At 67.7% G+C, this 24,505-nt stretch carries 20 protein-coding genes; 7 read left to right on the forward strand and 13 right to left on the reverse strand.

Annotated elements, in window-relative coordinates; all coding sequences use genetic code 11:
• Positions 1-154: 154 nt before the first annotated feature.
• The 4 genes from ACCQ04_RS00380 (at position 155) to proP (ending at position 3,995) form a co-directional block, all read left to right on the forward strand.
• Positions 155-1,291 carry an alpha/beta hydrolase gene (locus tag ACCQ04_RS00380; RefSeq protein ID WP_039517982.1) on the forward strand — a complete coding sequence of 379 codons (1,137 nt, stop codon included), beginning with the start codon at positions 155-157 and terminating at the stop codon, positions 1,289-1,291.
• Between the two features lie 100 nt (positions 1,292-1,391).
• Entirely contained in the window at positions 1,392-1,790 is a 399-nt protein-coding gene (locus ACCQ04_RS00385; protein ID WP_016902952.1) for a host attachment family protein, read from the forward strand.
• Between the two features lie 21 nt (positions 1,791-1,811).
• Positions 1,812-2,147, forward strand: a complete 336-nt coding sequence (locus ACCQ04_RS00390) for a thioredoxin family protein (RefSeq protein ID WP_024940036.1) — start codon at positions 1,812-1,814, stop codon at positions 2,145-2,147.
• A 357-nt stretch (positions 2,148-2,504) separates the two neighbouring features.
• The gene (gene proP / locus ACCQ04_RS00395) at positions 2,505-3,995 is read left to right on the forward strand and encodes a glycine betaine/L-proline transporter ProP (RefSeq protein ID WP_024940035.1); all 1,491 of its coding nucleotides are present in this window, start codon (positions 2,505-2,507) and stop codon (positions 3,993-3,995) included.
• 169 nt (positions 3,996-4,164) lie between these two features.
• On the opposite strand, the gene ACCQ04_RS00400 is transcribed toward proP, so the two are convergent.
• Positions 4,165-4,605 (reverse strand): SRPBCC family protein, encoded by a 441-nt coding sequence (locus ACCQ04_RS00400; protein ID WP_226428013.1) that lies wholly within the window; start codon positions 4,603-4,605, stop codon positions 4,165-4,167.
• Between the two features lie 173 nt (positions 4,606-4,778).
• On the opposite strand from ACCQ04_RS00400, the gene ACCQ04_RS00405 reads away from it, so the two are divergent.
• The gene (locus tag ACCQ04_RS00405; protein ID WP_226428018.1) at positions 4,779-5,573 is read left to right on the forward strand and encodes an EcsC family protein; all 795 of its coding nucleotides are present in this window, start codon (positions 4,779-4,781) and stop codon (positions 5,571-5,573) included.
• 207 nt (positions 5,574-5,780) lie between these two features.
• Positions 5,781-6,425 carry a DUF938 domain-containing protein gene (locus tag ACCQ04_RS00410; protein WP_226428014.1) on the forward strand — a complete coding sequence of 215 codons (645 nt, stop codon included), beginning with the start codon at positions 5,781-5,783 and terminating at the stop codon, positions 6,423-6,425.
• 121 nt (positions 6,426-6,546) lie between these two features.
• Here ACCQ04_RS00410 and ACCQ04_RS00415 read toward each other — a convergent pair whose 3' ends face one another.
• From ACCQ04_RS00415 to ACCQ04_RS00465, 11 genes are all read right to left on the reverse strand, one after another.
• The gene (locus tag ACCQ04_RS00415; RefSeq protein WP_372358625.1) at positions 6,547-8,445 is read right to left on the reverse strand and encodes an amino acid adenylation domain-containing protein; all 1,899 of its coding nucleotides are present in this window, start codon (positions 8,443-8,445) and stop codon (positions 6,547-6,549) included.
• Positions 8,417-10,684 carry a DUF4175 domain-containing protein gene (locus tag ACCQ04_RS00420; RefSeq protein WP_226427111.1) on the reverse strand — a complete coding sequence of 756 codons (2,268 nt, stop codon included), beginning with the start codon at positions 10,682-10,684 and terminating at the stop codon, positions 8,417-8,419. The genes ACCQ04_RS00415 and ACCQ04_RS00420 overlap by 29 nt, the downstream gene beginning before the upstream one ends.
• Positions 10,681-11,868, reverse strand: a complete 1,188-nt coding sequence (locus ACCQ04_RS00425; protein ID WP_226427110.1) for a BatA domain-containing protein — start codon at positions 11,866-11,868, stop codon at positions 10,681-10,683. The genes ACCQ04_RS00420 and ACCQ04_RS00425 overlap by 4 nt, the downstream gene beginning before the upstream one ends.
• Before the next feature lie 43 nt (positions 11,869-11,911).
• A complete protein-coding gene (locus ACCQ04_RS00430) occupies positions 11,912-12,808 on the reverse strand; it encodes a DUF58 domain-containing protein (RefSeq protein WP_226427109.1) in 897 nt (298 codons plus the stop codon).
• 13 nt (positions 12,809-12,821) lie between these two features.
• Positions 12,822-13,814, reverse strand: coding sequence for an AAA family ATPase (locus ACCQ04_RS00435; RefSeq protein ID WP_024940482.1), 993 nt, complete (start codon positions 13,812-13,814; stop codon positions 12,822-12,824).
• Positions 13,815-14,060: 246 nt separating this feature from the next.
• Positions 14,061-14,768, reverse strand: coding sequence for a DUF4159 domain-containing protein (locus ACCQ04_RS00440; RefSeq protein ID WP_255618507.1), 708 nt, complete (start codon positions 14,766-14,768; stop codon positions 14,061-14,063).
• Positions 14,769-14,869: 101 nt separating this feature from the next.
• On the reverse strand, positions 14,870-16,204 hold the full coding sequence (locus ACCQ04_RS00445) for a TldD/PmbA family protein (RefSeq protein WP_039517956.1): 1,335 nt from the start codon (positions 16,202-16,204) through the stop codon (positions 14,870-14,872).
• Between the two features lie 14 nt (positions 16,205-16,218).
• The gene (locus ACCQ04_RS00450) at positions 16,219-17,853 is read right to left on the reverse strand and encodes a TldD/PmbA family protein (protein ID WP_024940479.1); all 1,635 of its coding nucleotides are present in this window, start codon (positions 17,851-17,853) and stop codon (positions 16,219-16,221) included.
• 579 nt (positions 17,854-18,432) lie between these two features.
• On the reverse strand, positions 18,433-20,061 hold the full coding sequence (locus ACCQ04_RS00455; RefSeq protein ID WP_054591785.1) for a TldD/PmbA family protein: 1,629 nt from the start codon (positions 20,059-20,061) through the stop codon (positions 18,433-18,435).
• 195 nt (positions 20,062-20,256) lie between these two features.
• Complete coding sequence (locus tag ACCQ04_RS00460) at positions 20,257-21,411, reverse strand: epoxide hydrolase family protein (protein ID WP_104553830.1); 1,155 nt, start codon at positions 21,409-21,411, stop codon at positions 20,257-20,259.
• A gap of 1 nt (position 21,412) precedes the next feature.
• The gene (locus ACCQ04_RS00465; protein ID WP_226427106.1) at positions 21,413-22,327 is read right to left on the reverse strand and encodes an NmrA family NAD(P)-binding protein; all 915 of its coding nucleotides are present in this window, start codon (positions 22,325-22,327) and stop codon (positions 21,413-21,415) included.
• A gap of 178 nt (positions 22,328-22,505) precedes the next feature.
• Between ACCQ04_RS00465 and ACCQ04_RS00470 the strand changes: the two genes are divergently transcribed.
• Entirely contained in the window at positions 22,506-23,147 is a 642-nt protein-coding gene (locus ACCQ04_RS00470) for a TetR/AcrR family transcriptional regulator (protein ID WP_016903908.1), read from the forward strand.
• A gap of 144 nt (positions 23,148-23,291) precedes the next feature.
• Here ACCQ04_RS00470 and ACCQ04_RS00475 read toward each other — a convergent pair whose 3' ends face one another.
• The gene (locus tag ACCQ04_RS00475; protein WP_154831160.1) at positions 23,292-24,308 is read right to left on the reverse strand and encodes a class 1 fructose-bisphosphatase; all 1,017 of its coding nucleotides are present in this window, start codon (positions 24,306-24,308) and stop codon (positions 23,292-23,294) included.
• Positions 24,309-24,505: the final 197 nt, after the last annotated feature.

Genomic DNA, 24,505 nt, shown 5'->3' on the forward strand with positions numbered 1-24,505 from the left:
GCTTGATGCGATGCTCCGATTGCACGCTGTGGTGTGCGTAGTTGCAGCATTTGCGTTACATCGCGTCGTTACATGCAGCGCCATTATCTGCACGCGATGCAAGCCGGCCGCTGACGGTATCCTTGGCGGTTCGACTTGCCTGGGAGGGCACTGCATGACACGTCATTGGTTGAACAAGACGCTGGCGCTCACGTTGATCTGTACCGCGTGCAGCGTGCACGCAATCGCCGCCGAGCCGGCACCACCGGCGGCCGCATCGGCCCCCGATGGCATCCGGCATGTGCCCGCATTCGACCTGCCGGTGTCGGAATATCTGAGCCCGGCCGCGCGTGCGCATATGGCCGCCGGGGTGGCCCGCGCCGATCCGTTGGACAAGGCCGACAACGCCACCTTGCTCAAGCAATTGCCGAGCATCCGCGCCGACACCGAGCGTTGGGCCAAAGGCGTGATTGCGCAGCTGCGCACGCGCTACGCGGTGGAGATCACGCCCGAAACCTGGAACGGTGTGCCGGTGCTGCGGGTGGAGCCGCGCACGCGTACACCCGAGCAGGCCAAGCGTATGTTGATCGAACTGCATGGCGGTAGCTTCGTGATGGGCAGCGCGGCATCGTTCGGCTTGATGGAAGCCATTCCGCTGGCGGCGATGACCGGCATGACCGTGGTTGCGGTGGATTACCGCATGGGGCCCGAGCACCATTTCCCGGCTGCCAGCGAGGATGTGGCGGCGGTGTATCGCGCCGCGCTCAAGACCTATGCGCCAGAGCGCATCGGCCTGTTCGGTTGTTCGGCAGGCGGCGTGCTCACCGGTGAATCGCTGGCGTGGTTCGCCAAGGAGAAGTTGCCGATGCCGGCGGCGGCCGGGCTGTTCTGCGCCGCAGGCGATGCGCGCTACCGCGGCGATTCGCGCATTGTGGTGGCGGCAGTCAACGATGCCTTGTTGCCGGACAAGGCCGGTGCGTTGCCGATCTGGGAAGACCTGTACTACGGCGACAACGTGGACTTCCACGACCCGCTGGTGTCGCCGGTGTTTTCCGATGCGGTACTGCAGCAGTTCCCACCGACGCTGTTTCTGACCGCCACGCGTGCTGCCGAGCTGAGCAATGCCGCCTACACGCATGCGCGCCTGGTGGATCTGGGCCGCGAATCGGACCTGCATGTGTGGGATGGCTTGGGGCACGCCTTCCACCTCACCAATGCACTGCCGGAGAGCCAGCAGGCGCTGCGGGTGGCCGCGCGTTTCTTCAGCAAGCATCTGGGCCTGCCGCCTCCGCCGCTGGCCGCACCACGCTAACGCCACGCTGACACCGGCTAGGCGCGGCGCTTACATCCTCTCACCTAGGTTGAGGCCGACTGGCGTTGCACATGCAGCGCCGTTCTATCAGGAGAATCGAATGAGTCTGCAAATTCCTCAGGGTGCGTTGGTGGTGGTGGCCGATGGTGGCGAAGCGCGCTGGTTCACCAACACCGGGAACGAAGCCAAGGTGGTGCTGCGCCAGCACGCGCGCACCGATGTGCAGAACGTCGACGACGATGGCCCGGCCGGCAAGGCGCCGCAGGATCTCAGCGAGGCGGACATGGATGAAATGACCTTCGCCAAGCAGCTGTCGCACGCCTTGAACGATGGCGCGCTGAAGCACGAGTACACGCACCTGGTGCTGGTCGCCGACCCGACCACGCTGGGTCGCGTGCGCCCGCTGCTGCACAAGGAAACCCAGCAGCGCCTGGTCGGCGACCTGGCCAAGGACCTGACCAACCTGCCGCTGGAAGAGATCCAGCGCGCGTTGTCGTAAGCACACCGGAGCGGCTAGACGATGGGGTTTGTTCGCGACTACGCCACCCAGGCGCCCGAACGCAGCGAGGTGGAGGCACAGGCCGGTCTGCAGGTACTGGAGTTCGGCACCGACTGGTGCGGCCACTGCATTGCCGCGCAACCGCTGCTGCAGAAACTGCTGGGTGGCGTGGCGGCGCTCGACTACCGCAAGATCGAAGATGGAAAAGGGCGGCCCCTGGGCCGCTCGTTCCGCGTCACGTTATGGCCGACCATCATCCTGTTGCGCGACGGCGTGGAAGTGGCGCGCGCCGTGCGCCCGCAGACGCGCGAGGATCTGCAACCGCTGCTGTCGCAGCTGGGTGAGGCGCTGGTGTAAGCATGCACGGCGCCAGATCGATGGCGTGCACTACGGCAGGACATGCGCAGTGCACCGAGGGCGCAAGGTACGCGCCAAACACGCCAACTGCCTTGAAACAAGCAGTTTTTCGTGCTGCTACCGTAGCGCGGCTGCAGCGATCTGCGCGCTGTAGTACCATAACGGGCTGATCAAGCCCTTGGGCATTGCCCATCCCTTGGTCGTCTGTCCCGCAGCGTCGCTGAGTCCACGCGGCCGTCCGGGAATGCCTCCGGCGTCATCTTGTGCATGTGCCATTGCCATGCCTGCGTGATGCGCCGTGTCCTGTGCGTTGCCAGGGCGAGCGGGCAGCGATGGCCGCACATGGAGACACAACACATGCACGACACGCGCGCGATTGCCTCGCACTTCGGTTGGTTCAAGCGCCGCCGCCAACTGCAACTGGACGAAGTCACCGTGGTGGACCGCGGCATGCTGCGCAAGGCAGTAGGCGCCGCCGCGCTGGGCAATGCGATGGAGTGGTTCGACTTCGGCGTGTACGGCTATCTGGCGGTGACGTTGGGGCAGGTATTCTTTCCGGCCAGCAATCCCACCGCGCAGTTGATCGCCACCTTTGCCACCTTCACTGTCGCCTTCCTGGTGCGGCCGATCGGCGGGTTGGTGTTCGGCCCGCTCGGCGACCGCTACGGGCGGCAGAAGGTGCTGGCCGCGACCATGATCCTGATGGCCCTGGGCACCTTCAGCATCGGCCTGATTCCGTCCTACGCCAAGATTGGCCTGTGGGCACCGGCGCTGCTGTTGCTGGCGCGGCTGTTGCAGGGGTTTTCCACCGGTGGCGAATACGGCGGCGCGGCGACCTTCATCGCCGAATACGCCACCGACCGCAATCGTGGATTGATGGGCAGCTGGCTGGAATTCGGCACCCTGGGCGGCTACATCGCCGGCGCCGCCACGGTGACGGTGTTGCACATGACCGTAACCCAGGCCCAGATGCTCGACTGGGGCTGGCGCGTGCCGTTCCTGATTGCCGGCCCGCTGGGCCTGCTAGGCCTGTACATGCGCATGAAACTGGAAGAAACCCCGGCATTTCGCGCCTATACCGAGCAATCCGAACAACGCGAGCGCGAAACCGCCGCGCAGGGCCTGCTGACGATGCTGCGCCTGCACTGGCCGCAATTGCTCAAGTGCGTGGGGCTGGTGCTGGTGTTCAACGTCACCGACTACATGCTGCTGACCTATATGCCCAGCTATCTCAGCGTGACCATGGGCTACGCCGAGAGCAAGGGCCTGTTGCTGATCATTCTGGTGATGCTGGTGATGATGCCGCTCAACATCGTCGGCGGCCTGTTCAGCGACAGGCTGGGCCGCCGGCCGATGATCATCGGCGCCTGCATTGCGTTGTTCGCGCTGGCCATCCCCTGCCTGCTGCTGATCGGCAGCGGCCACGACGGCTTGATCTTCGCCGGCCTGATGCTGCTCGGCCTGGCGCTGGTGTGCTTCACCAGTTCGATGCCGTCCACGCTGCCGGCGCTGTTCTACACCCCGGTGCGCTACAGCGCGTTGTCGATCGCCTTCAACGTGTCGGTGTCGTTGTTCGGCGGCACCACGCCGCTGGTGACCGCCTGGCTGGTGGAGCGCAGCGGCGACCCGCTGGTGCCGGCGTACTACCTGATGGGCGCGGCGGCGATCGGCCTGGTGACCATGCTGTTCGTGCGCGAAACCGCCGGCCTGCCGCTGCGCGGCTCGCCGCCGGCGGTGGCCACCGATGCCGAGGCGCGCGCATTGCTGCGCAGCGACAGCCCGGTGACGGTGGATGCGCAGCTGCCCGGCAGCACGGCGCCTGCCATGGGCCAGCCGCATACGGCGTAAGCGGACCCGGCGCGAGCGAGCGGTCCGCTATGTCGCCATCGGGGACGACAGTTGGCACGCCAGGGCGCGTGGCTTGATGGATCGGCGTCTACCGTGTCGCCCTTATGCCAGCAGGCGGCCGTGACATCAGCCGCCACTAGCGCAGCGTGCGACCGCCGCTGTCGGGCAGCTAGGGGTCGCGCATGTCGGCCGACGGCATGCCTTCGCCGGTTTCCACATAGCGCTTGAGACTGCTGCCCAGGAAGAAGCGCCAGCCACGTGCGCAGGCTTCCTTGCAGGGCGAGTCGCGATAGCCGGAGTGTTCGAACTCCACCTGCGTGCCCTGGCTGGTGGAATGCAGGTCAAAGCGCATCACCGTGCCCTTCCAGGCGTCGGTGTCGAGCATGTTGGAGGCGTGGCAGCGCCAGCGCACCAGGCGGTAGTCGGCGCCGTCGTCGATGCTCAGCTCCACCCGCCAGCCCTGCCGGCTCCAGTCCAGCCGCACCCGGTTCTCGACCAGGCTCACCTCGCGCGTCCACCAGCGCGCCAGCTGCATGGGCTCTGACAAAGCGGCGCAGACCACTTCCGGCGCGGCCGCAATGACGATGCTGTGGCGGATCTCACGATTCATGTGATCGGCATTGGCTGCTTGAACCCCGATGATCGCGCATTTTGCCAGCCAATTGCAGGATGGTGTTTTTCGCTTGCCGAGTTCGCTCGTCCGGCGCTCACATGGCGCTGGGTACCATCGGTGCAAGCCCCCAACGACGAAGAGCAGGCATGACGACGCTTCCGATCCCGGTGATGGACGTTGCCGCGCAACGCGATCTGGCCACCGCGCACGCGCTGTTGGAAAACCCCGGCGTGGCCGCCCGACTGGCCAATGCAATGGGCGCGCCGATCGAGAGCCTGATCACCCGACGGCTGCCGAAACTGGTTACCCGCAGCATCGACGGCGTGACCCGCCGCGCGCTGCAGGTGGCGATGAAATCGGCATTACTGAGCCTGCGCGGCACGACCGATCTGCAGCAGCCTGCGTCCACCGCACGCCACACCATGGCGGTGGCTGTCGCCGGTGGTGCGGGCGGATTCTTCGGCCTGCCCGGGCTGTTGGTGGAGCTGCCGGTGACCACCACGGTGATGTTGCGCTCCATCGCCGATATCGCCCGTTCCGAAGGCGAATCGCTGCACGATCCGGACACCGCGCTGGCCTGCCTGGAAGTGCTGGCGCATGGCGGGCGCAGTGTCGGCGACGATGGCGCCGAATCGGGCTACTTCGCGGTACGCGCGGCGATGGCGCAACAACTCAGCGCTGCGGCGCAATACGTTGCCGCACACGGGTTTGCCAGCAAGGGCGCGCCGGTGCTGGTGTCGCTGGTGTCGCGCGTTGCGGCCAAGTTCTCGGTCAATGTCGGCGAAAAACTCGCCGTGCAGGCAGTGCCGCTGGTCGGTGCGGTGAGCGGCGCAACCCTCAATACGGTGTTCATGCGCCACTTCCAGGCGATGGCGCGCGGGCACTTCATCGTGCGCCGGCTGGAGCGGCGCTATGGCGAGGACGCGGTGCGACGTGCGTATGACGCATTGCCGGCGGCGCGTTGAACCTAACGCCCCGCGGTGCCGCGCATCTGCGGCGGGCAGGCCGCAGGCGCCATCCAGGCAACCTGCAAGCATCCACGGAATTTGCGGGCCTGCGTTGATGCACGCGCATGCGCATGCGGGCGCGGCGCCGCATCGATGCCCTCGTGCGCACTGCGCAACGCCGCCGCCGCGCGCGACAATCGGGTTCGCTCTTCCTGGATGTCTTCCATGACCAAACCCTTTTCGCCAGCCTCCGCGCGCAACCGCGACCCGATCCTGGAGGTGTTGCAACGGCACTTTGCCGACCGCCGCAATGTGCTGGAAATCGGCGCCGGGACCGGGCAGCACGCGGTGCATTTTGCCGCGGCGATGCCGTGGTTGCGCTGGCAGGCCAGCGATCATGCCGACCATCTGCCGGGCATGACGCAGTGGCTGGACGAGGCGGCATTACCGAATACGCCGCCACCGATTGCATTGCAGGCGGTGCTGACGCCGACACCGGGCCTGGCGCCCACGCCGCCATTGCCGCCTGCGCAGGCGGGCGAGCCTGCCGGCTACGACGCGGTCTACAGCGCCAACACCTTGCACATCATGGGCTGGCCGCAGGTACAGGCGCTGTTTGCAGGGCTGCCGGCGGTGATGGCACCGGATGCGCTGCTGGTGGTGTATGGGCCGTTCAATCGCGATGGCCAATTCACCAGCCAGAGCAATCGCGCGTTCGATGCGATGTTGCGCGAGCGCGATGCCGCATCGGGCATTCGCGATGCCGAAGCGGTGGATGCACTGGCGTCGTCGGTGGGTTTGCGGTTGATCGACGATGTGGCCCTGCCGGCGAACAACTGTTGCCGGGTGTGGTCGCGTCAGTCGCGTTGAATGTGTCACCAAGACGTTGCCGATGTTGCAGCACTGCTGTTTTCCAGCGCAGTGGAGTGCAAAGGCCCTGGAAAGCGCGCCGCACGCGGGCCTGCGCTGATGTGGCCGTGCACTGCCGCAGTCAGCGCCGGCGTCGTTCCAGCCACCACAGTGCTGCGGCCAGCGTGAGCCAGGCCAGCAGCCAGGGCCAGCGGGCGCCGGGTTGCGCCGTTGGCGTGCCGACGCTTGCGGGCGTGTCGATGGCGGCCATCGCAACGGTGGCGTCGCGGATCTGCTGGGTGTGCAGCGCGGGGGCATCGCCGGGCGCGCGGACATAGAGCCAGCGCTGTTCGGTGCCGGTCTGCAGACGATGCCAGCCTGCGGTGGTGGGCCAGTAGGCGGCGCAGGCCCGCGCGCCGCTGGTGGGATCGATCAGCAGCGCTTGAGATGCGCCCGTAGGGCCGATGACGGCCGCGTCCGCGGCGACACCGCACAGCGTCATGCGGTGCTGCGACCAGCCAGTCTGCACCGCAGCCGGCGCGCTGCCGCCTGCGCGGGCGACAGCGCTCACCAGCTGCGCCCACAGCGCGGCATGCAGGTCGCTGCGGCCGGCCAGGACCAGGGCAAAACTGTCTTCGATCAGGCCGATGCCGATGCGGCCGCGGCCTTGCGGCCGCCACCAGCCCAACGCGCTGCCGTCGTCTGCGCGTGCGGCGATCACGGCATCGGCCTGTTGCGGCTGCAGGGTGCGGCGTTGCAGGGGCGGCAGTGGCGCGGCGTCGGCCGGCGCTGCGGCTGCGTCGCTGGCGCCGGGCGATGCCAGCGAGCGCGGCGCGGGAACCGCTGCGCCGGTGCTGCCGCCTGTCACGGCCAGGCCCAGCTCGCCGAGCGCGGCGCGGGCGGCAGCATCCAGGGGGCCGTCGGTGCGCACCAGCACGCCCAGGCCGCGGCCGATCGCGGCGCGCAGGCCCTGGCGCTGCGCGTTGCCCAGGGCGACCAGGCGGCGCTGGTCGATGACCAGCAGGTCCAGCGCATCCAGGCTGGCGGCATCCAGTGCAGCGCCCTCGCCCAGTTGCACGCCCGGGCCGACGGCGATCTGGCTGCGCACCTGCATGCCGGCATCGCTGGCCCAACGGCGCAGGTATTTCAATTCCGGCTGCGGCGCGCCGGCCAGCAACAGCACGCGTGCGGACGGCACCGCGGCGATCAGCACCGGCACCTGCACGCGGCCGCGTTCGGCGCCTGCGCCATCGCGCAGGCGCAGCGCGAACAGCACCTGCCCCGGTGCGCGCGCCGGACCACGCAGCTGCACCTGGCCGGCCGCATCGGCGGTGGCGGTGTCGACCACCTGCCCGGCAGGATCCAGCAGCTCCACCCGCGCGCCCGGCAGGCCCTGCACACGCGCGCTGATGGCGATGCGTTCGCCGGGTGCGGCCGGCGGCGGCGTGGAGACGGCGACCAGACCGGTCGGCGCCGGAGCCAGCGCCAGCCGCACAGGGACGCGCAGGCCGTCGCGGTCGCGCGCCGGCAGGCCGCTGCCATGCACGACCAGCGCGGTGGTGCCGGGCGCGCGCCGCAACGCGGTGGCCAGGTCCGGCACGCGTGCCACGCCGGGCAAGGTGGGTGCCTCGGGCAGGGCGACCCACGACGCTGCAGTCGGGCGAACCTGGTCTGCCCGGGTGCCTGCGGTGGCGACATGCAGTTCGCTCGTACTGCCGGCGCGCGGCGGCGGCAGCAGCACCGGGTAGAGCAGGCCGGCCAGGAGCGGTTGGGCGGCAAGCAACAGCCACAGCCGGGCGCGTGGTTGCCGGGCATGTGCGCGCAGCAGCCGGAACCAGCTCAGCATCACCAGCAGCAGCGAGGCACTGCCGACCAGCCAGGGCAGCGCGAGCGTCATGCCTGCGGCTCCGCTTGCGTACATCCAGCCCGCCGTGGCCCCACGCGGCGGGTCGCCGCGCGCGCATGCAGCAGGCGCACGCTGCCGCGTGCGGTCAACCGGGGCAGTGGCAGCATCATGGTTGCGGCTCCTGGCGCAGGGCATCCAGATAGCGCTGGCCGCGCGCGTCGGCAGGGGCGCGGCGGTGCGGCGGGGCCGGCGGGGCGACGAGGGTGCGCCAGACCTGGGCGCGCAGCTGGGCGCGGCAGCTGGCGCAAGCGGGTTCGGCGCGCAGGGTTTCCACCGCCGCGGCCAGGCCCAGCGGATCCTGCAGGCGCTCCTGCTGGGCCTGCAGCCACTGCGCGTAGCGGGCCAGGGTGGCGTCGGGTATCGGGGCCTGCTCGCCGAGGGCATCCCACAACTGCAGCGCCGACGGGTCCGGATCCGGGCGGCTGTCCAGGCCGGCGGCACGGTCGCCCAGGCCGGCGCGGTCGCCGCTCAGGCGGCGGCCGGGGTCGATCGGCGGCAACTGCGTGCCGACCCGCGCCAGGTAGATGCGTTCGGCCTGCTGCACCTGCTTGATGAAGCCCAGCGCCTTGTTGGCAAACGGCAACGCACGCTCCGGGTGGCCCTGGCGCAGCTCGCCCTCGGACTGCCACATCTGGTCCAGCGCGGCGCGCAGCAGCGCGCGGGTCTGCGGGTCGAGCAGGGTGGCGGCTTCGGCATGGTCGTGGGTGTGCCCGAACTCGGACAGCACGTCCTGCGCCTGGCCGAAGCCGCCGCGCTCCGGCGCCCCGTCGCCATGCGCATGGTCGTGGTCGTCCAGCGCGGCAGCGCCGGCCTCGGCGGCATGGTCGTGCGCATCGTGCCCGTGTTCGTCCCGGGCGGGCGCGGGCGCCGCAGGCGTTGCCGGCGCATCCGCGGTGGGCATGTCGGCAGTGGGCAGATCGTCGGCCGGGGCGTCGCTGGTCGGCGCTTCGTCGGCGGTCGGCGGGCCCTTGGGCGCGCCTTCGCTCTCTTCGCCCAGGAACTGGCCGTAGCGCAGCCGCAGCAGGCGCTGGTCCACGCCGATGGCGTCGGCGCGCTTGAGGTAGGTGGCCGGGTCCAGGCGCGGCTTTTCCTTCAGCAGCGCCTCGGCATCGATGATGATCTGGCGCTGACTGCGGAAGTAGGCCGGCAAGGTCTGCTTGACGCTGGCCTCCAGGCCGGCGGCCACGGTCTGCTCCGGCGGTGGCCAGCGCAGGATCACGCTGGCGCTGCGGCCTTCCTGCGGGCCAGGCTGGCGGGTGTCGTGCACGATGAGCTGGGCGATCAGGTCGTCGCCGGCGGCCATGCCCAGCGCCTGCGGCTGCAGCGTGGTGGAAAAGCCGCGCAGCCGGGCCGGGCCGCTGCCGCCGAGCGTGCGGCGCTGGGTCTTGAAGGTGATGTTCTCGCCGCTGCCCTGGGCCAGGGTCAGGCGCAGCTCGGCGCTGGCGGCGACCGCGTAGTCGTCGCTGGCTTCGAAGCGCAGCGTCCAGCCTCGATTGCCGGTCTGGGACGGCGTCCACAGCAGCAGGCTCTGTTCGGGCGCCAGCACGCGCACCTGTGGCGGGCGGTCTAGCAGCACGTCGAGGCGATGCAGCTGGCGGTCGGCCGGCGCGCCGTCGATGAGGATGCGGTACAGGCTGGCACGCTCGGCGACCCACTGGCCCTGCCATTGATCGGTGCTGCCTTGCCGGGCCAGCGCGATGCTGCGGCCGTCACTGAGCCGCAGCGCCACGCTGCGCGGGGCCGGGTTGACCTGCAGCTGCCAGTGCAGCCGGGTGCCGGTGGGCACACGCGCATCCAGGCCGGGCAGGCGTGCGGGCGGCAGGCCGGTGTAGGCGGGCGGCGTGCTGTGCAGCCGCGCCTGACCCAGGGTGGGGGCGCCGGTGCCGGCGCGTGCGGCGGCGATCCGGTCGTTGCCTGCGGTGGGCCGGTGAGCGGTGTGCGGCCACAGCAGCACCGCGGCGCAGGCGAGCAGGCCGGGCAAGCCCCATGCCAAGGCGCGCCGCCAGGGCCAGGCCGGGCGCAGATCACGCGGGGTGCTGCGCAGGCGTTGTTCCAGGCGCTGGCGCTGCAGGGCCTGCAACGGGCCGAGCTGCCCGGCCGGGGCGAACAGCAGGTCGCTGCTGTCTTCCAGATCCGCTTCGCGATCCAGCCGGCGGATCAGCCAGGTCTGGTCCAGCCGGCGTGCCGCCAGCAGCGCCACGCCGATCAGCGCCAGCAGGCCCAGGAGCAGCAACGGCAGGATCGCCGGCTGCGGACCGGTGCGCCACGCCAGCAGCGCCGGCAGCACGGCCAGCGGCAGCCCGCACAGCAGCACGCCTGCGGCCTGCCGCCGCCGCGCGGCCTGCCAGGCGTGGTGCAGGGCCGGCGTGCTCATGCCGCGCGGCTCCGGCGGGGCGCGGTGGCCAGCCAGCGTTCGATCGCAAACAGCAGCAGCACCAGGCCGATCAGCCACGGCGCCAGCGGCCAGGGGGCGCTGGCCAGGCGGATGGCGGGGCCGCGTTGCGGCTGCTGGGTCTGCGCCAGCGCGCGCTGTGGTGCGGGTATCGACTGCAGGGCGTCGTGCAGGCGGGTGGGGAAGTCGGCATCCAGCAGCGCCGGCAGCCGCTGCGGCTGCAATGGCGCGGCCCAGCGCAGCAGGCGGCCGCGGCCGACCGTTGCGGCATCGATCAGCGCGGCGCCGTGTGCGTCCTGCAGTAGCGCTTGCAGCGGGCCAGCCAGTGCGGGCGGGGCCGGCGTCTGCGCATCGAGCAGCAGCTGCCCGCCGGCCGCGACCCAGGCGATGACCGGCGCCGGTGGTGGGCGCTGCGATAGCCAGGCCACCACCGTGCCGGCCGGCCAGCGTGCCGGCTCGGCCGCGCTGGGGGCGCTCACCGGCAATGCGCCGGGCAGTGCCCAGGCGGCATGCACGGCGCGCAGATAGCGCAGGGCCGGCTCGGTGGGGGTGTCGGCGATTGCCTGCAGCCGCAACGGTGGGACGGGCGCCACGGCGGCCGCCGGCGACTGGCCGGGCAGCACCTGCCAGCGCACCTCGCGCGACAGCTGCAGGCGTTGCGCATCCAGCGGCCCCCACTGGCTGGGCACGATCACGCGCAGCGCGGTGTCCGGCGGCAGGCTGGCATCGAGTTCGCGCAGCAGGCTGCCGACCGGCGGCGCGGTGCCGGCGGGCGTGGCAGGTGGGTGTGCGGCATCGGCAGCGATCGGCGGGAAGCCCGGGGCCAGCCACACCCACTGCGCGTTGGCCGGGTGGCCGAGCGCCCGGGCCGCGGCCAGATCCACGCCGGGGCTGACCGCAATGCGCGGGCGCGCCTGCTGGTGGTCACGCAAGGCCGGCTCGGCCAGTAGCAGCGCCACTGCGGCGAGCAGCAGCAGGCGCACCAGCAACAGCGGCCATTCGTCGAAACGCAGCCGATGCCGGGGCCGCGGCTGCGCGCGCAGCCAGCGCAATGCGGCAAAGTCGGTGGGCCGGTGTTCGCTACGTCGGGCCAGATGGATCAGCAACGGCAGCAGCAGTGCGGCCAACGCGGCCAGGCCGGCGGGGAACAGCAGGAGCAGGTTCATTACTGCGCTCCCTCAGCTGCGGCGCTGGCGCCGGTGCACTGGCTCATCGCCGCGCACCGTGTGCAAACAGCTCGCGCAATGCCGCATCGGGTGGCGCATCCAGGTAATGCACCGCGTGCGCGATGCCGGCCGCCTGCCAGCGTGCCTGCAACGCGCGCTGGGCAGCGCCGAAGCGTTGCAGATACGCAGCGCGCATCGCGGCGCCGTCGCCGAGCAGTTCTTCGCCGGTTTCCGGGTCGCGGAAGCGGTGCCCGCCGCTGAAGGGGAAATCGCGTTCGTCGCAGGTCAGCACCTGCAGCTGCATCACCTCGCGGCGCGCGGCGGCGAGTTTTTCCAGCGCGCCGAGCAGGTCCTGGTCGAAGCCGTCGCCGATCGACAGCACCAGCGCATGGGCGGCGATGCGTTCCCACAGCGGATGCAGCGCGTCCATGCCCGGCCAGCGGCCACCGGCGCGCAGCCCGTGCAGGGCCAGCCAGAGCCGGTCGCGCTGGCGCGGCCCGCCACCGGCCGGCACGGCCACCAGGCCATCGCCATGCACCGCGAACAGGCCGACCTGGTCGCCTTGCCGCAGCGCGACCTCGGCAGCGCACGCGGCCAGGGTCGCCATCGCCTGCAGGCGGGTGACCTGCGGGCGCGCCTGGTCGGCCTGGCCGGCGGAGGCGGTGGCGTCGAGCAACACCCACAGCGTCAGCGGGCTTTCGCGCTCGGCCTCGCGCACGAAGAACCGGTCTGAACGGGCGTAGAGCTTCCAGTCGATCTGGCGCAAGGCATCGCCGGGTTCGTAGGCGCGGTATTGCGAGAATTCCAGCCCGGCGCCGCGGCTGCGGCTGGCGTGCTGGCCGATCCCTTGCGCGCCCTGCGCCTGCCGCGCACGCAGCTGCAGGCCGCGCAGGCGGCTGCGCAGCTCGGCGGGCATCAGTGCCGGCACGTCCATGCTCACGCCGCAACGCGCCTCACGCCGGGAACGGCACGGCGCGCAGCAGCGCGGCGACCACATCGTCGGCGCTGCGTTGTTCGGCCTCGGCGGCGAACGAGAGCAACAGGCGATGGCGCATCACCGGCGCGGCCAGCGCGACGACATCCTCGCGGGTGGCGGCAAGGCGGCCATGCAACAGCGCACGCGCCTTGGCCGCCAGCACCAGCGATTGCCCGGCGCGTGGGCCGGCGCCCCATTTGATCCACTGGCGCACGTCCTCACTGGCCTGCGGGCCTGGGCGGCTGGCGCGTACCAGGCGATTGATCCAGGTCAGCAGATCCGCGCCCACATGCACGTGCCGCACCTGCTGCTGCAGTGCCAGCACGCTGTCGGCATCCATCACCCTGGGCACCTGCGCGCTGCTGGTGCCAGTGGTCTGGCTGAGGATGTCGCGCTCTTCCTGCTCGCTGGGATAGTCCACCCGCACATGCAACAGGAAGCGGTCCAGCTGCGCTTCCGGCAACGGATAGGTGCCGGCCTGTTCGATCGGGTTCTGCGTGGCCAGCACGAAGAACGGCGCCGGCAACGCGTAGGTGGTGCCGGCGTAACTCACCGTGCGCTCGCTCATCGCCTCCAGCAGCGCGGCCTGGGTCTTGGGCGGGGTGCGATTGAGCTCGTCGGCCAGCAGCAGGTTGGTGAAGATCGGCCCCTGCTGGAACCGGAACTGGCGATGTCCGGTGCCGTGATCCTCTTCCAGCAGCTCGGTGCCGAGAATGTCGCTGGGCATCAGGTCCGGGGTGAACTGCACGCGGCGGAACTGCAGCTCCAGCGCCTGCCCCAGCGAGCGCACCAGCAGCGTCTTGCCCAGGCCGGGCGCGCCTTCCAGCAGGCAGTGGCCGCCGGCGAGCAGGCCGATCAGCAGTTGCTCCACCACCGCGTCCTGGCCCACCACCGCCTGCGCCAGGGCCGCACGCAACGCGCCGAGTTGGGAGAGCTGCCGGGTGAGGGTGTCGTCGTTGGGGGAAGTCATGGGAAACGTCTCGTTGTGGGACTGCTGGCGTAGGAGCGTGCGATGCGGGGTTAGCGATAAGGCATCGCGCGCAGGCGCGCTCCTACAAAGGCGTGCGGGGCTCGCGGGTGCGATGGCGGTGGGTGGCGGTGGATGCCGTGCCCGTGCCTGTGAAACATCTCACGCGATCTGTGCAGGAGCGCGCTGGCGCGCGAGGCGGCGTTGCCGGGAAGGCATCGTGCGCAAGCGCGCTCCTACAGGGTGGTTTCAGTTGGTCAATGCATACATCACGATGTTCACTGCGAACTTGGTGTTGTCTTCGGCCAAGAAGCGTTTGTTGCGCCAGTCGTAATCCCATTCGCAGCCGTAATCCTTGTTGCTGTACAACACGCCGAGCCGGCCGTCGATGCTGATGCCCCTGAGATAATCGTGCACCAGGTCGTCGCCCCAGCCATTGAGTTCGAAACTGGTGGCCGGCGGGCCGTCGGGGAATTTGAAGAATGCGCTGTAGAGACGGTGGTTTTTGGGCAATTTCTGCAGCGCGGTCTTGCCGAAGATGGAGGCCATCTGCGCTTCGAACGAGGTGGCGAACAGCCCGTCGATATCGTGGTTGCAATCGTCCACGAACACGAAGCCGCCATTGTGCACATAGCGCTCGAAGTTGCGCCGCTCGGCGGGATTGAACTCCACCAACTTGTGACCGGACAGATAGCAGAACGGCGCCTGCAGCATGCGCGGATCGGCCAGGTCCAGCACATGCTCCTGCGGGTCCACGCGCAGCTGGGTGTAATCGATCAACGAGGTGATCAGGTTGGACGGCATGCGCGCATCCACATCCCAATCGCCCGAGTCGTAGCGCAGCCGGGTAAACCAGAAATCGTAATTGCCCGCCGCCCGCGCCTGCCGCGGCAACGCCAACGCAGCGACGCTACCGAGCAGCAATCCAAGGAAATGACGGCGCGATGTCGGGGCCATGAAGAAACAGGGAACCGGAAGCGCTGGTAAACAATCCGGTTGGGAAGAGCGGCTCTTGCTCTCCCATTCCCGATTCCCCAATCCCGATTCCCGGCTCCTCCTCACACCGCGTCCGACAACGAGGTAAACGTAAAGTCGCGCAGCCGCATCGGCGGAATCATCATCACGTAGCTGGATTCATCGCCAGCCACGCGCACCGGCCTGCCCAGCTCGTCGATGTTGTTGAGCATGATGATCGGCGATTCGTTGAAGCGGAAATTCTTCACCGGGTACTTGATCTGCCCGTTCTCGATGTAGAAGGTGCCGTCGCGGGTCAGCCCGGTCAGCAGCACGGTCTGCGGGTCGACCATGCGGATGTACCAGGTGCGCGTGACCAGGATGCCCTTCTCGGTGCCGCGCACCAGCTCGGCGATGTTCTTGTCGCCACCGGCCATCAGCAGGTTGCCCGGCTCGCCGACCGCGCGCTTGCCGTTCTTCTGCGCCCAGAACCGCGAATACTGCAGGTTGGCGATCTTGCCGTTCTCCACGATCGGCATCTTCTCGCGCGGCAGGCCTTCCTCGTCCCACGGCAGCACGGCGGCACGCGCATCCCACGGGTCGGCGGTGATGTTCACGCGCGGGTCGTAGACCTGTTCGCCCAGCTTGTTGCCGCCGCCCTTCTTGGACAGGAAGCTGCGGCCCTCGTCGGCCATGCGCGCATCGAAGTAGCGCATCATGAAAGAAATCAGGCCTGCCGCCGCTGCCGGCTCCAGGATCACTGTGTACTTGCCCGGTTCCAGCGCCTTGGCTTCGGACGAGTCGCTGGCCTTGCGCATGGCGATGCGGATGTCCTGCTCGGCCTTGAAGTCGGCGGCATCCTTGAGGTTGCGGCCGACCCAGCCCGAGCCGCGGCCGTCTTCGGTGCGCACGGTGCAGGTGTAGTCGAAACGCGCGCCGCGCTGGTAGCCGAAGTTGCCCTTGCTGTTGGCGAAGGCGGTAAAGCTCTGGCCATCTTCCAGGAAGCCGGCCGCGATCAATCCCTTGCCCTTGCACGGGGCGATCGAATCGGCGGCCACCTGCGCGCGGAACGCCGGGTCGATGGCGGCGGTGGATTCGCTGAAGGTGGGGCTGGGTTTGTAGGTCTGCTTGTCCACCGCCGGCATGAATTCCGGGTTTTCCGGCGCCAGCCGCGCCAGGTCTTCGGCACGCCGCACCACGCGCTCCAGCGCGGCGTCGTCGAACTCGTTGATGGTGGCGATACCCACGCGCTTGCCGAACGCCACCTGCACCTGCAGGTCGGTGTTGTCGACGATGCCGCTGGTGGACACGTTGTTGAGTGCGAAACGGATATTGCCGTCGATCGAGCCGCTGAGCGTGGCGGTGCACTCGTCGGCCTTGGACAGTTTGATGACCTTGTCCAGGATGGCCTTGGCCTGCGCTTCGGTAAGGATGCTCATGTGGGTTTCTCCTGTCAGCCGAGCGAGCGGGCGGTGTTGATGACGTTGATGCCGTCGAAACGGGCGGTGGACGAGCCATGCGAGACCGCCGAGGACTGGCTCGGCTGGCCCTTGCCGTCGAAGAACGAGCCGCCCAGGCGGTAGTCGCGTTGATCGGCCACCGCACTGCAGGCGTTCCAGAATTCCGGCGTGCGGATCTGGTAGGCCACGTCCTCGAGCATGCGGGTGATCGCGCCGTTCTTGATCTCGTAGAACAGCTGGCCACCGAACTGCGCGTTGTAACGCTGCTGGTCGATGGAGAACGAGCCGTCGCCGATGATGTAGATGCCGTTTTCCACGTTCTTGATCAGATCGCTCACGCTCAACGGTGTCTTGCCGGCGGCCAGCGACACATTGGCCATGCGCTGGAACTGCACGCTCGACCACGAGTCGGCGTAGCAGCACCCGTCGGAGGCGGTCTTGCCGAGGATATGCGCCTGGTCGCGGATGGCCTGGTAGTCCACCAGCTTGCCGTCGCGGATCAGATCCCACTGCTTGGTCTTGACGCCTTCATCGTCGTATCCCACCGCGCCCAGGCTGCCGGGCTGGGTCTTGTCGGCCAGGATGTGCACCTTGTCGCTGCCGTACTGGAAACCGGCCTTGAGCTTGTCCAGCGTGGCGAAACTGGTGCCGGCGAAATTGGCCTCGTAGCCGAGCACGCGATCCAGCTCCAGCGGGTGGCCGACCGACTCGTGGATGGTGAGCCAGGTGTGCGAGGGGTCCAGTACCAGATCGTACTTGCCCGGCTTCACCGACGGCGCCTTGAGCTTTTCCTGCGCCTGCTTGGCCGCGGCGATCGCGTCCTCCTTCATGTCGTAGGACAGGCCGTAATTCACCACGCCATTGGGCGAGACGAACTTGCCCGAGGCGGCGCCATCCAGATATTCGTAGCCCAGGCCCATCGGCGCGGACAAGCCGTCGCGGGTGCGGAACTTGCCGCTGGCCTTGTCGATGGCGGTCACGCTCAGCGGCGCCCAGATGCGGTGTACGTCCTGGTCGATATACGAGCCGTCGGTACTGGCAAAGTACTTCTGCTCGTTGACCACGAACAGCATCGAATTGACGAAGTTGGCGCCGGCAGCGGTGGCGGCAGCGTTGACACCCAGCAGCAGGTCCACCTTGTCCTTGATCGGCACTTCCATCGCGTTCTTCTTGATCGGCGTCTTCCAGCTGACCTCGCCCACGCCCGGCGTGGGCGCCAGCTGCACCGGCGTGCCCTGCACCTTGGCATTGGCCTTGGCGATCGCGGCGGCCTGCGAGGCGGCCTTGGCCACGCCCTGTTCGGTGAGCTCGTTGGTGGCGGCAAATCCCCAGGCGCCCGCCACCAGGACGCGCACGCCCGCACCGATGGATTCGGTGTTGACCACGTTCTGCACCTTGTCCTCGCGGGTGATGACGAACTGGCGCAGATAACGGCCGATGCGCACATCGCAATAGCTCGCACCGGCCTGGCGCGCGGCGTTGAGGCCGGCATCGGCCAGGCGCTTCTTGCGGCCCACATCCAGCTGCGTCACCAACTGCTCGGCGGCGATCGCCTTGCCGAAGTAGGCGGGCACGATCAGGCCGCCCATGGTCAGCCCGGTCAGGGCCAGGAAATCACGTCGCTGCACGGCAACTCCCCAATGATCCCGCGCGGCGCGCAGGTAGTGTGGTGACGCACAGATCGCTATCTGCGCGGTATCGCCGATTCTTGCCGGGCGATGAACGCTGCGTCAAATGACTTTCGGCAGGGGTCCGTGCGCAAATGCGATACCCGCATGAAGCGAGTAGCGCAGCAGGCCTGCGCGTGTGGCGAGCGCTGCTGACCGGCTGCGATGGATGTGGCCGCGCGTTAAGAGCTCTGGATGTCAGGCATGCGTGGTTTGTTTGCGATCGTGCATGTGCGATCAGCAGGTCGTCGGGGGCGGTGGCGCTGTAGGGGGCTCTGGTTGGAAAGCGTTTGATCTGCTGCTTGGTTGCAGGGCCCTTGCCCGCCCACCATCGCAGGACACGCCGCAAGTACGTCCGTGTACGCGCTTACGCGGCATCCATGCCGCGTAAGGTCCCGCGACGGTGGACGGGCAAGGACCTGTCGAGATGGTCGGTGTGCACAGTGAAGAGCGGTAAGAGCAGTGCGTGATGCGCGCTGTTCGATGCTGGTGCGCAAACTCAATCTCTGTGGCACCACGCCCGCGACCGACCAGGTTCTCTCAACCCAATGCGCGCGCGGTGTTGATCACGTTGATGCCATCGAAGCGCGCCGTGGACGACCCGTGCGAGACCGCTGATACCTGGCTGGGTTGGCCCTTGCCGTCGAAGAACGAGCCGCCCAGGCGGAAATCGCGTTGATCGCAGACCGCGCTGCAGGCATTCCAGAATTCCGGCGTGCGGATCTGGTAGGCGCCGTCTTCCACCAGACGCGTGACCTGGCCGTTCTCGATTTCGTAGAACAATTGCCCGCCGAACTGCGCGTTGTAGCGCTGCTGATCGATCGAATACGAGCCGCGCCCGTGGATGTACAAGCCGCGCTCGACGTTCTTGATCATGTCGGCAACAGCCAGCGGCGTCTTGCCTGCCGCCAGCGAGACATTGGGCATGCGCTGGAACTGCACGCTGGACCACGAGTCGGCATAGCTGCAGCCATCGGATGCGGTCTTGCCGAGCAGATGCGCCTGATCGCGCGTGCATTGGTAATCGACCAGGATGCCGTCCTTGACCAGCTCCCACTGCTTGCCCTTGACGCCCTCATCGTCGTAACCCACTGCGCCCAGGCTGCCGGGCTGAGTGCGGTCGGCGACGAAGGTCACCGCATCGCTGCCCCAGCGGAAACCGGCATCGCGCTTGTCCAGCGTGGCAAAACTGGTGCCGGCGTAATTGGCCTCGTAACCGAGCACGCGATCGAGCTCGAGCGGGTGGCCCACCGACTCGTGGATGGTGAGGAACAGGTTGCTCGGGTCGATCACCAGATCGTACTTGCCGGCCTTCACCGACGGTGCGGTGAGTTTGGCGCGTGCCTGTTTGGCGGCGGCGATCGCATCTTCGCGCGCGTCGTAACTGTGGCCGTAGCCGATGAGTCCGCCAGGCAACCGGTGCTTCTGGCTGGCATCGCCATCCAGGTATTCGTAGCCCATGCCCATCGGCGAGGAAAGCCCGTCGCGGGTGCGGAACTTGCCGCTGGCCTTGTCCACCGCGGTGACGGTGAACGGCAACCACAACCGGTGCACATCCTGATCGATATAGGAGCCATCGCTGCTGGCGAAGTACTTCTGCTCGTTGATCGCAAACAGGCGCGAAGCCACGAACGTGGCGCCGGCATTGAGCGCAGCCGCGTTGACGTCCATCAGCAGCGCCACCTTGTCCTGCAGTGGCACCTCCATTGCGTTCTTCCTGATCGGCGTCTTCCAGCTGACCTGTCCGGCCGGCGTCACTGGCGCCAGCTGCACCGGCGAGCCGCCCAGCCGCGCGTTGGCCTTGGCGATCGCCACCGCCTGGCGCGTGGCGGTGGCCACGCCATCGCTGGTGAGCGTGTTGGTGGCCGCAAACCCCCACGCGCCATCGGCCAGCACGCGCACACCCACGCCGCTGGATTCGGCGTTGACCACGTTCTCCACCTGCGCCTCGCGGGTGATCACGAACTGGCGCAGATAACGGCCCACGCGCACATCGCAATAACTGGCACCAGCCGCCTTGGCGGTGCTGAGCGCGGTATCGGACAAGCGACGGCTGCGCGCGGCATCGTTGGGTGTGAGCAACTGCTCGGCCGCGATCAGGCGCGTGTTCGGCAGCAGCAGCCCGGCAGCACCGATGCCGGACAGGGTGAGGAAGGTACGACGGTCCACGGCGGTTCTCCGTTGAAGGCCAGCGGCACGACTCCCCGCCGCGCCAGCCCCCGAGACTGGCCCGTGCAGGCGACGGCGGTCAAGGGGGCAGTGCCGGCCTGGCGTCAGGCAGCTCCAACTGCAAAGCGGAGACATCGGCAGCGTCGGCAGGGCCGTGGCGCGAAGGCAATGCGGGCATGCCAGGCTCGGCCGCCGTTACCGCAGCGACCGAAACGTCGTTCGCAGATGATCGACAAACACCGGTGGATTCTCCATTGCCGCAAAATGTCCGCCCCGCTCCGCTTCGCCGAAAAAGCGGAGGTCGGCAAAGCGTCGCTCTGCCCAGCGCCGGGAAATGCGCACCTGCTCCCCGGGAAACATGCTGATGCCGGTGGGTGTGGGCATTGGATGCGAAGGCATCTCCGCCATCGCCTCATGCGCGGCTTCCCAATACAGGCGTGCAGAGCTGGGCCCTGCGTTCGGGAGCCAGTACAGCATGATGTCGTCGATGAGGTGGTCCAAGGCGAACACGTTCTCCGGCTCGCCGTCGCTTTGTGAGACGTCCTGAAAGAGTGCATAGATCCATGCAGCCAGGCCCACCGGGGAGTCAGCCAAACTGAAGCCCACCGACTGCGGCCGTGTGCTTTGCAGCTTCATGTAGCCGGAAAATTCCGCGTAGTAGCGCTGGGCGTCTTCCAGCATCTTCTGCTCGGCCGGTGTGGCTTCGGCGATGTCCTGCGTGCTGGGTTCGAACATCACCATGTTCAGATGGAGACCCCGCAAGCCGGGTGGCTGCATGAATCCAAGCGCGGTGGTGATCGCACTGCCCCAATCGCCGCCCTGTGCGGCCCAACGCTCGCCATAACCCAAGCGGCGCATCAGTTCGACCCATGCGGCAGCCGTGCGCCCGACGCCCCAGCCACGGGCGGTTGGCTTTGCAGAGAAACCAAAGCCAGGCAAGGATGGGATGATGAGATGAAACGCGTCCGACGCCTGCCCGCCATGGGCCACCGGGTCACTCAAGGGGCCGATCACCTCGCGGAATTCGAGCACCGATCCGGGCCACCCATGCGTCAGCAGCAACGGAAGCGCGTCTGGCTCCGGCGAGCGGACATGCAGGAACTGGATCTCCAGTCCATCGATCGTGGTGCGACTGCTGTTCCAGCCGTTCAATAACCGCTCGGTCGCACGCCAGTCGTAGCCAGACTGCCAGCGGTCCACCAGGCGCCGGATGCGCTCGCTCTGCGGGCCCTGGCTGTGGTCCTCCACGGTTTCCCTACTTGGCCACCGCGTTTGCCTAAGCCGGTGTGCGAGGTCATCCAGCTCCGCCTGTGCAACCTGGATGTGGAACGCTGCAATGCCATCGCGCATCTCAAGACTCCCGTACATACGTATTGGCCAGTGTCTGGCGGGCTGTTTGCCAGGCGCGCGCACCGTAGCGATCGTTATCCAGTGGGACCAGTTTGCCGCGCCCGCTCATCATGTCGCGCAGATATTGCATGCCCTGCCAGGGAGGGAAGGGGTCATCGCTTGCGGGCGTGAGTGCACGCACCGCACTGATGATTGCCGACATCGTCCCGAGCCCACCTGGCCTGAGCGTGCGATAGCGCTGCGCGGTGAGTTGGGTGAGCAGTTGCGCGATGTCGTTGGGCGAAATGCTGTTGCCGGCAATGCGCAGGTCCCGTGGTGCCGTGGAATCCAGTGCGGCCGCCGCCGTGTAGCTGGCAACGTCATCTTTGGCGGTGAAATCGAGCTGCTGGTTGGCGTCGCCAAAATGCATGACGCGACGGCCCGGCACCACGAGGCGTGCACTGCCCTCAAGAAGCTCCAGAAAGCCGCCGCACAGAACCGAGGTGGCCGCGATCGGCGCGGCATCCAGTTGGTCTCTGAATCGGCGCCGGAAATCCAGGTTTCGATTGTCGCCTGACCGTGTCTTCGTATAGTCCAGCGAGAAATCAGACGGAATGAAGCGAGGCACGCCGGCGCTGACCGCTGCATGCAACAGCTTTCCCTGTTGACCCAGCATGACGTCTTCCAGACCGTTGAGCGCGGAAACGACACATGCCGCATTCCCGACCGCTTCACGCAACGAGTTGGCGTCTTCCATCTCGACGTAGTGGATCGTGATGTTCCTGCGTTGCAGGGCCGCAATACGGTCCTTGCCTGCGCCTTGCCGAACAAGCGCAACCACCGCGGCGCCCTGGTCCTGCAGGGCAAAGGCGATGCGGCAACCCAGGTCGCCGGTGGCGCCTGCAACAACGATTGGGGATCTCACATCTGACGTCATGACTTGCCTCTCGCTTGGGTCTTTTGCGCCAACGACGGCAACGGGAACTGCAACAGAAGATGCAGGCTGTCTGTCACGCAGCACCCAGGCCATTCGCCGGCTTGGCAGACCACGCAGCGAATAACTGAACGATAACGTTCAGTTGATGGCAATGCAAGCGGCGTGTAAGTTTTCGTGCATGAAAGCGGTCAAGCAAAAATCAAAAGGTGGACGGCCGCCACTCGATAAGGCGGGCGATGTCGAACGGCGCTTACTCGATGCGGCGCTGCAACTCTTCCTGGAACGCGGGTTCGAGCACACCTCGTGCGAGGACATCGCGCGGCTGGCAGGCGCGGGCAAGGCAAGCCTTTACGCGCGCTATGCCAACAAAGACGCCATCTTCGAGGCGGTGGTCCGTCGCGATGTCGACACCCAGCCGCTGCCTGCCGCAGCCAGCGTCCCCATGGATCTGGAGGGGCGCCTGAGACACGCAGGACAAGGAATACTTGCGCATGCATTACAGCCCCAGACGGTGGCCATGATGCGCCTGGTCGTCGGCACCTCCATCCGCGCGCCGGCGCTTGCCGCTGAAGTCAACCGCATCGGCTGGGAGGGCGGGCTACGACGCGTGCAGATGACGATCCTGGACGGCCCGGATCAACCGGCCAATCCGTCTGCGTTGGCAAGCCACTTCGTCGACCTGGTGTTCGCCCCGCACCAACTGCGCGCGCTGCTGGGCGAACACCCGGACGACCTGATTGCCACCGCATCGGCCCGTGTGGAGTGGGCGCTTGCACTTCTCAAGGATGCTGGCCAGCTGGAGACCGGAAGTCCTCAGTAACACCCTGGAATTGCAGGAATCCTTGAACAACGCAGCGAAACGCCGCGACAGTCCCCACGCATGGCGATGGGGCTCAATGGAACCGGCATCCGGAATCAGGTCTCGGATGCCGCGCCCGTAGGGCCGCTAAAAAGACCTGAAATATCAGCCTTGTGCTTTATCAAACTCAAGGTGATAGCGCGTGGCCTCATTCACTTCGTTCTTCGACCCCAAGAACACCGGCACACGCTGATGCAGCTGCGTCGGCTGGAGGTCCAGGATGCGCTCGCGCCCGGTGGTGGCTGCGCCGCCGGCCTGTTCCACCAGCATGCTCATCGGGTTGGCTTCGTACATCAGGCGCAGCTTGCCCGGCTTGGATGCGTCCTTCTTGTCCCAGGGGTAGATGAAGATGCCGCCGCGGGTGAGGATGCGGTGCACGTCGGCGACCATGCTGGCGATCCAGCGCATGTTGAAGTCCTTGCCGCGGGTGCCGTCCTTGCCGGCCAGCAGGTCGCTGACATAGGACTGCATGGCCGGTTCCCAGTGGCGCTGGTTGGACATGTTGATGGCGTATTCGGCGGTGTCTTCGGGCACGCGCATGTTGGCCTGGGTCAGCAGGAAGCTGCCTTCCTCGCGCTCCAGGGTGAAGGCGTGGGTCCCGTGGCCGAGCGTGAGCACCAGCATCGTGCTGGGGCCGTAGATGCAGTAGCCGGCGGCAACCTGCTGGGTGCCCGGCTGCAGGAAGTGCTCGTCGCCGGGCTTTTCGGTGCCCTTGGGCGCGCGCAGCACCGAGAAGATGGTGCCCACCGAGACGTTGACGTCGATGTTGGAGCTGCCATCCAGCGGATCGAACAGCAGCAGGAAATCGCCGCTGGGGTACTGGTCGGGCACCGGCTGGCTGTGATCCATTTCTTCCGACGCGCACGCGGCCAGGTGGCCGCCCCAGGCGTTGGCTTCGAGCAGGATGTCGTTGCTGAGCACGTCGAGCTTCTTCTGCGCCTCGCCCTGCACGTTGCCGGTGCCGGCATCGCCGAGCACGCCGCCCAGGGCGCCCTTGCTCACGGCGATGGAAATGCGCTTGCAGGCGCGCGAGACGATGGTGATCAGCTGGCGCAATTCCGGGTCGATACGGCCGGCGTGTTGCTCTTCGATCAGGAAGCGGGTCAGCGAGGGACGCGACATGGGAGCGGGCAGCCTGTGTAGGAAGTGGTCCGCCATTGTCGCCATTGCGCCGTTAGATTTCGATCACTGGATGCGCGTTTTGCAGCAAACCTGATCGAACATGCGCGAATGTGGTGCCCAAGACTAGGGTTGCCGACATGTACCACGCGGTCTTGGCGCAGCTCTGCACATGCGCAGAGGCGGTGAATCACCCACAA

This window comes from Xanthomonas sp. NCPPB 2866, from assembly GCF_041475745.2.
GTDB lineage: Bacteria > Pseudomonadota > Gammaproteobacteria > Xanthomonadales > Xanthomonadaceae > Xanthomonas > Xanthomonas arboricola.

Excerpts from the sequence above, each read along its gene's own strand:
- proP (WP_024940035.1), top strand. The coding sequence starts at position 2,505 with ATGCACGACACGCGCGCGATTGCCTCGCACTTCGGTTGGTTCAAGCGC.
- ACCQ04_RS00445 (WP_039517956.1), bottom strand. The coding sequence starts at position 16,204 with ATGAGCATCCTTACCGAAGCGCAGGCCAAGGCCATCCTGGACAAGGTC.
- ACCQ04_RS00415 (WP_372358625.1), bottom strand. The coding sequence starts at position 8,445 with ATGCCCTGCGCCAGGAGCCGCAACCATGATGCTGCCACTGCCCCGGTT.
- ACCQ04_RS00460 (WP_104553830.1), bottom strand. The coding sequence starts at position 21,411 with ATGCGCGATGGCATTGCAGCGTTCCACATCCAGGTTGCACAGGCGGAG.
- ACCQ04_RS00435 (WP_024940482.1), bottom strand. The coding sequence starts at position 13,814 with ATGACTTCCCCCAACGACGACACCCTCACCCGGCAGCTCTCCCAACTC.
- ACCQ04_RS00440 (WP_255618507.1), bottom strand. The coding sequence starts at position 14,768 with ATGGCCCCGACATCGCGCCGTCATTTCCTTGGATTGCTGCTCGGTAGC.
- ACCQ04_RS00385 (WP_016902952.1), top strand. The coding sequence starts at position 1,392 with ATGAGTCTGCAAATTCCTCAGGGTGCGTTGGTGGTGGTGGCCGATGGT.
- ACCQ04_RS00400 (WP_226428013.1), bottom strand. The coding sequence starts at position 4,605 with ATGAATCGTGAGATCCGCCACAGCATCGTCATTGCGGCCGCGCCGGAA.
- ACCQ04_RS00470 (WP_016903908.1), top strand. The coding sequence starts at position 22,506 with ATGAAAGCGGTCAAGCAAAAATCAAAAGGTGGACGGCCGCCACTCGAT.
- ACCQ04_RS00405 (WP_226428018.1), top strand. The coding sequence starts at position 4,779 with ATGGACGTTGCCGCGCAACGCGATCTGGCCACCGCGCACGCGCTGTTG.
- ACCQ04_RS00380 (WP_039517982.1), top strand. The coding sequence starts at position 155 with ATGACACGTCATTGGTTGAACAAGACGCTGGCGCTCACGTTGATCTGT.
- ACCQ04_RS00390 (WP_024940036.1), top strand. The coding sequence starts at position 1,812 with ATGGGGTTTGTTCGCGACTACGCCACCCAGGCGCCCGAACGCAGCGAG.
- ACCQ04_RS00425 (WP_226427110.1), bottom strand. The coding sequence starts at position 11,868 with ATGAACCTGCTCCTGCTGTTCCCCGCCGGCCTGGCCGCGTTGGCCGCA.
- ACCQ04_RS00420 (WP_226427111.1), bottom strand. The coding sequence starts at position 10,684 with ATGAGCACGCCGGCCCTGCACCACGCCTGGCAGGCCGCGCGGCGGCGG.
- ACCQ04_RS00410 (WP_226428014.1), top strand. The coding sequence starts at position 5,781 with ATGACCAAACCCTTTTCGCCAGCCTCCGCGCGCAACCGCGACCCGATC.
- ACCQ04_RS00465 (WP_226427106.1), bottom strand. The coding sequence starts at position 22,327 with ATGACGTCAGATGTGAGATCCCCAATCGTTGTTGCAGGCGCCACCGGC.
- ACCQ04_RS00475 (WP_154831160.1), bottom strand. The coding sequence starts at position 24,308 with ATGTCGCGTCCCTCGCTGACCCGCTTCCTGATCGAAGAGCAACACGCC.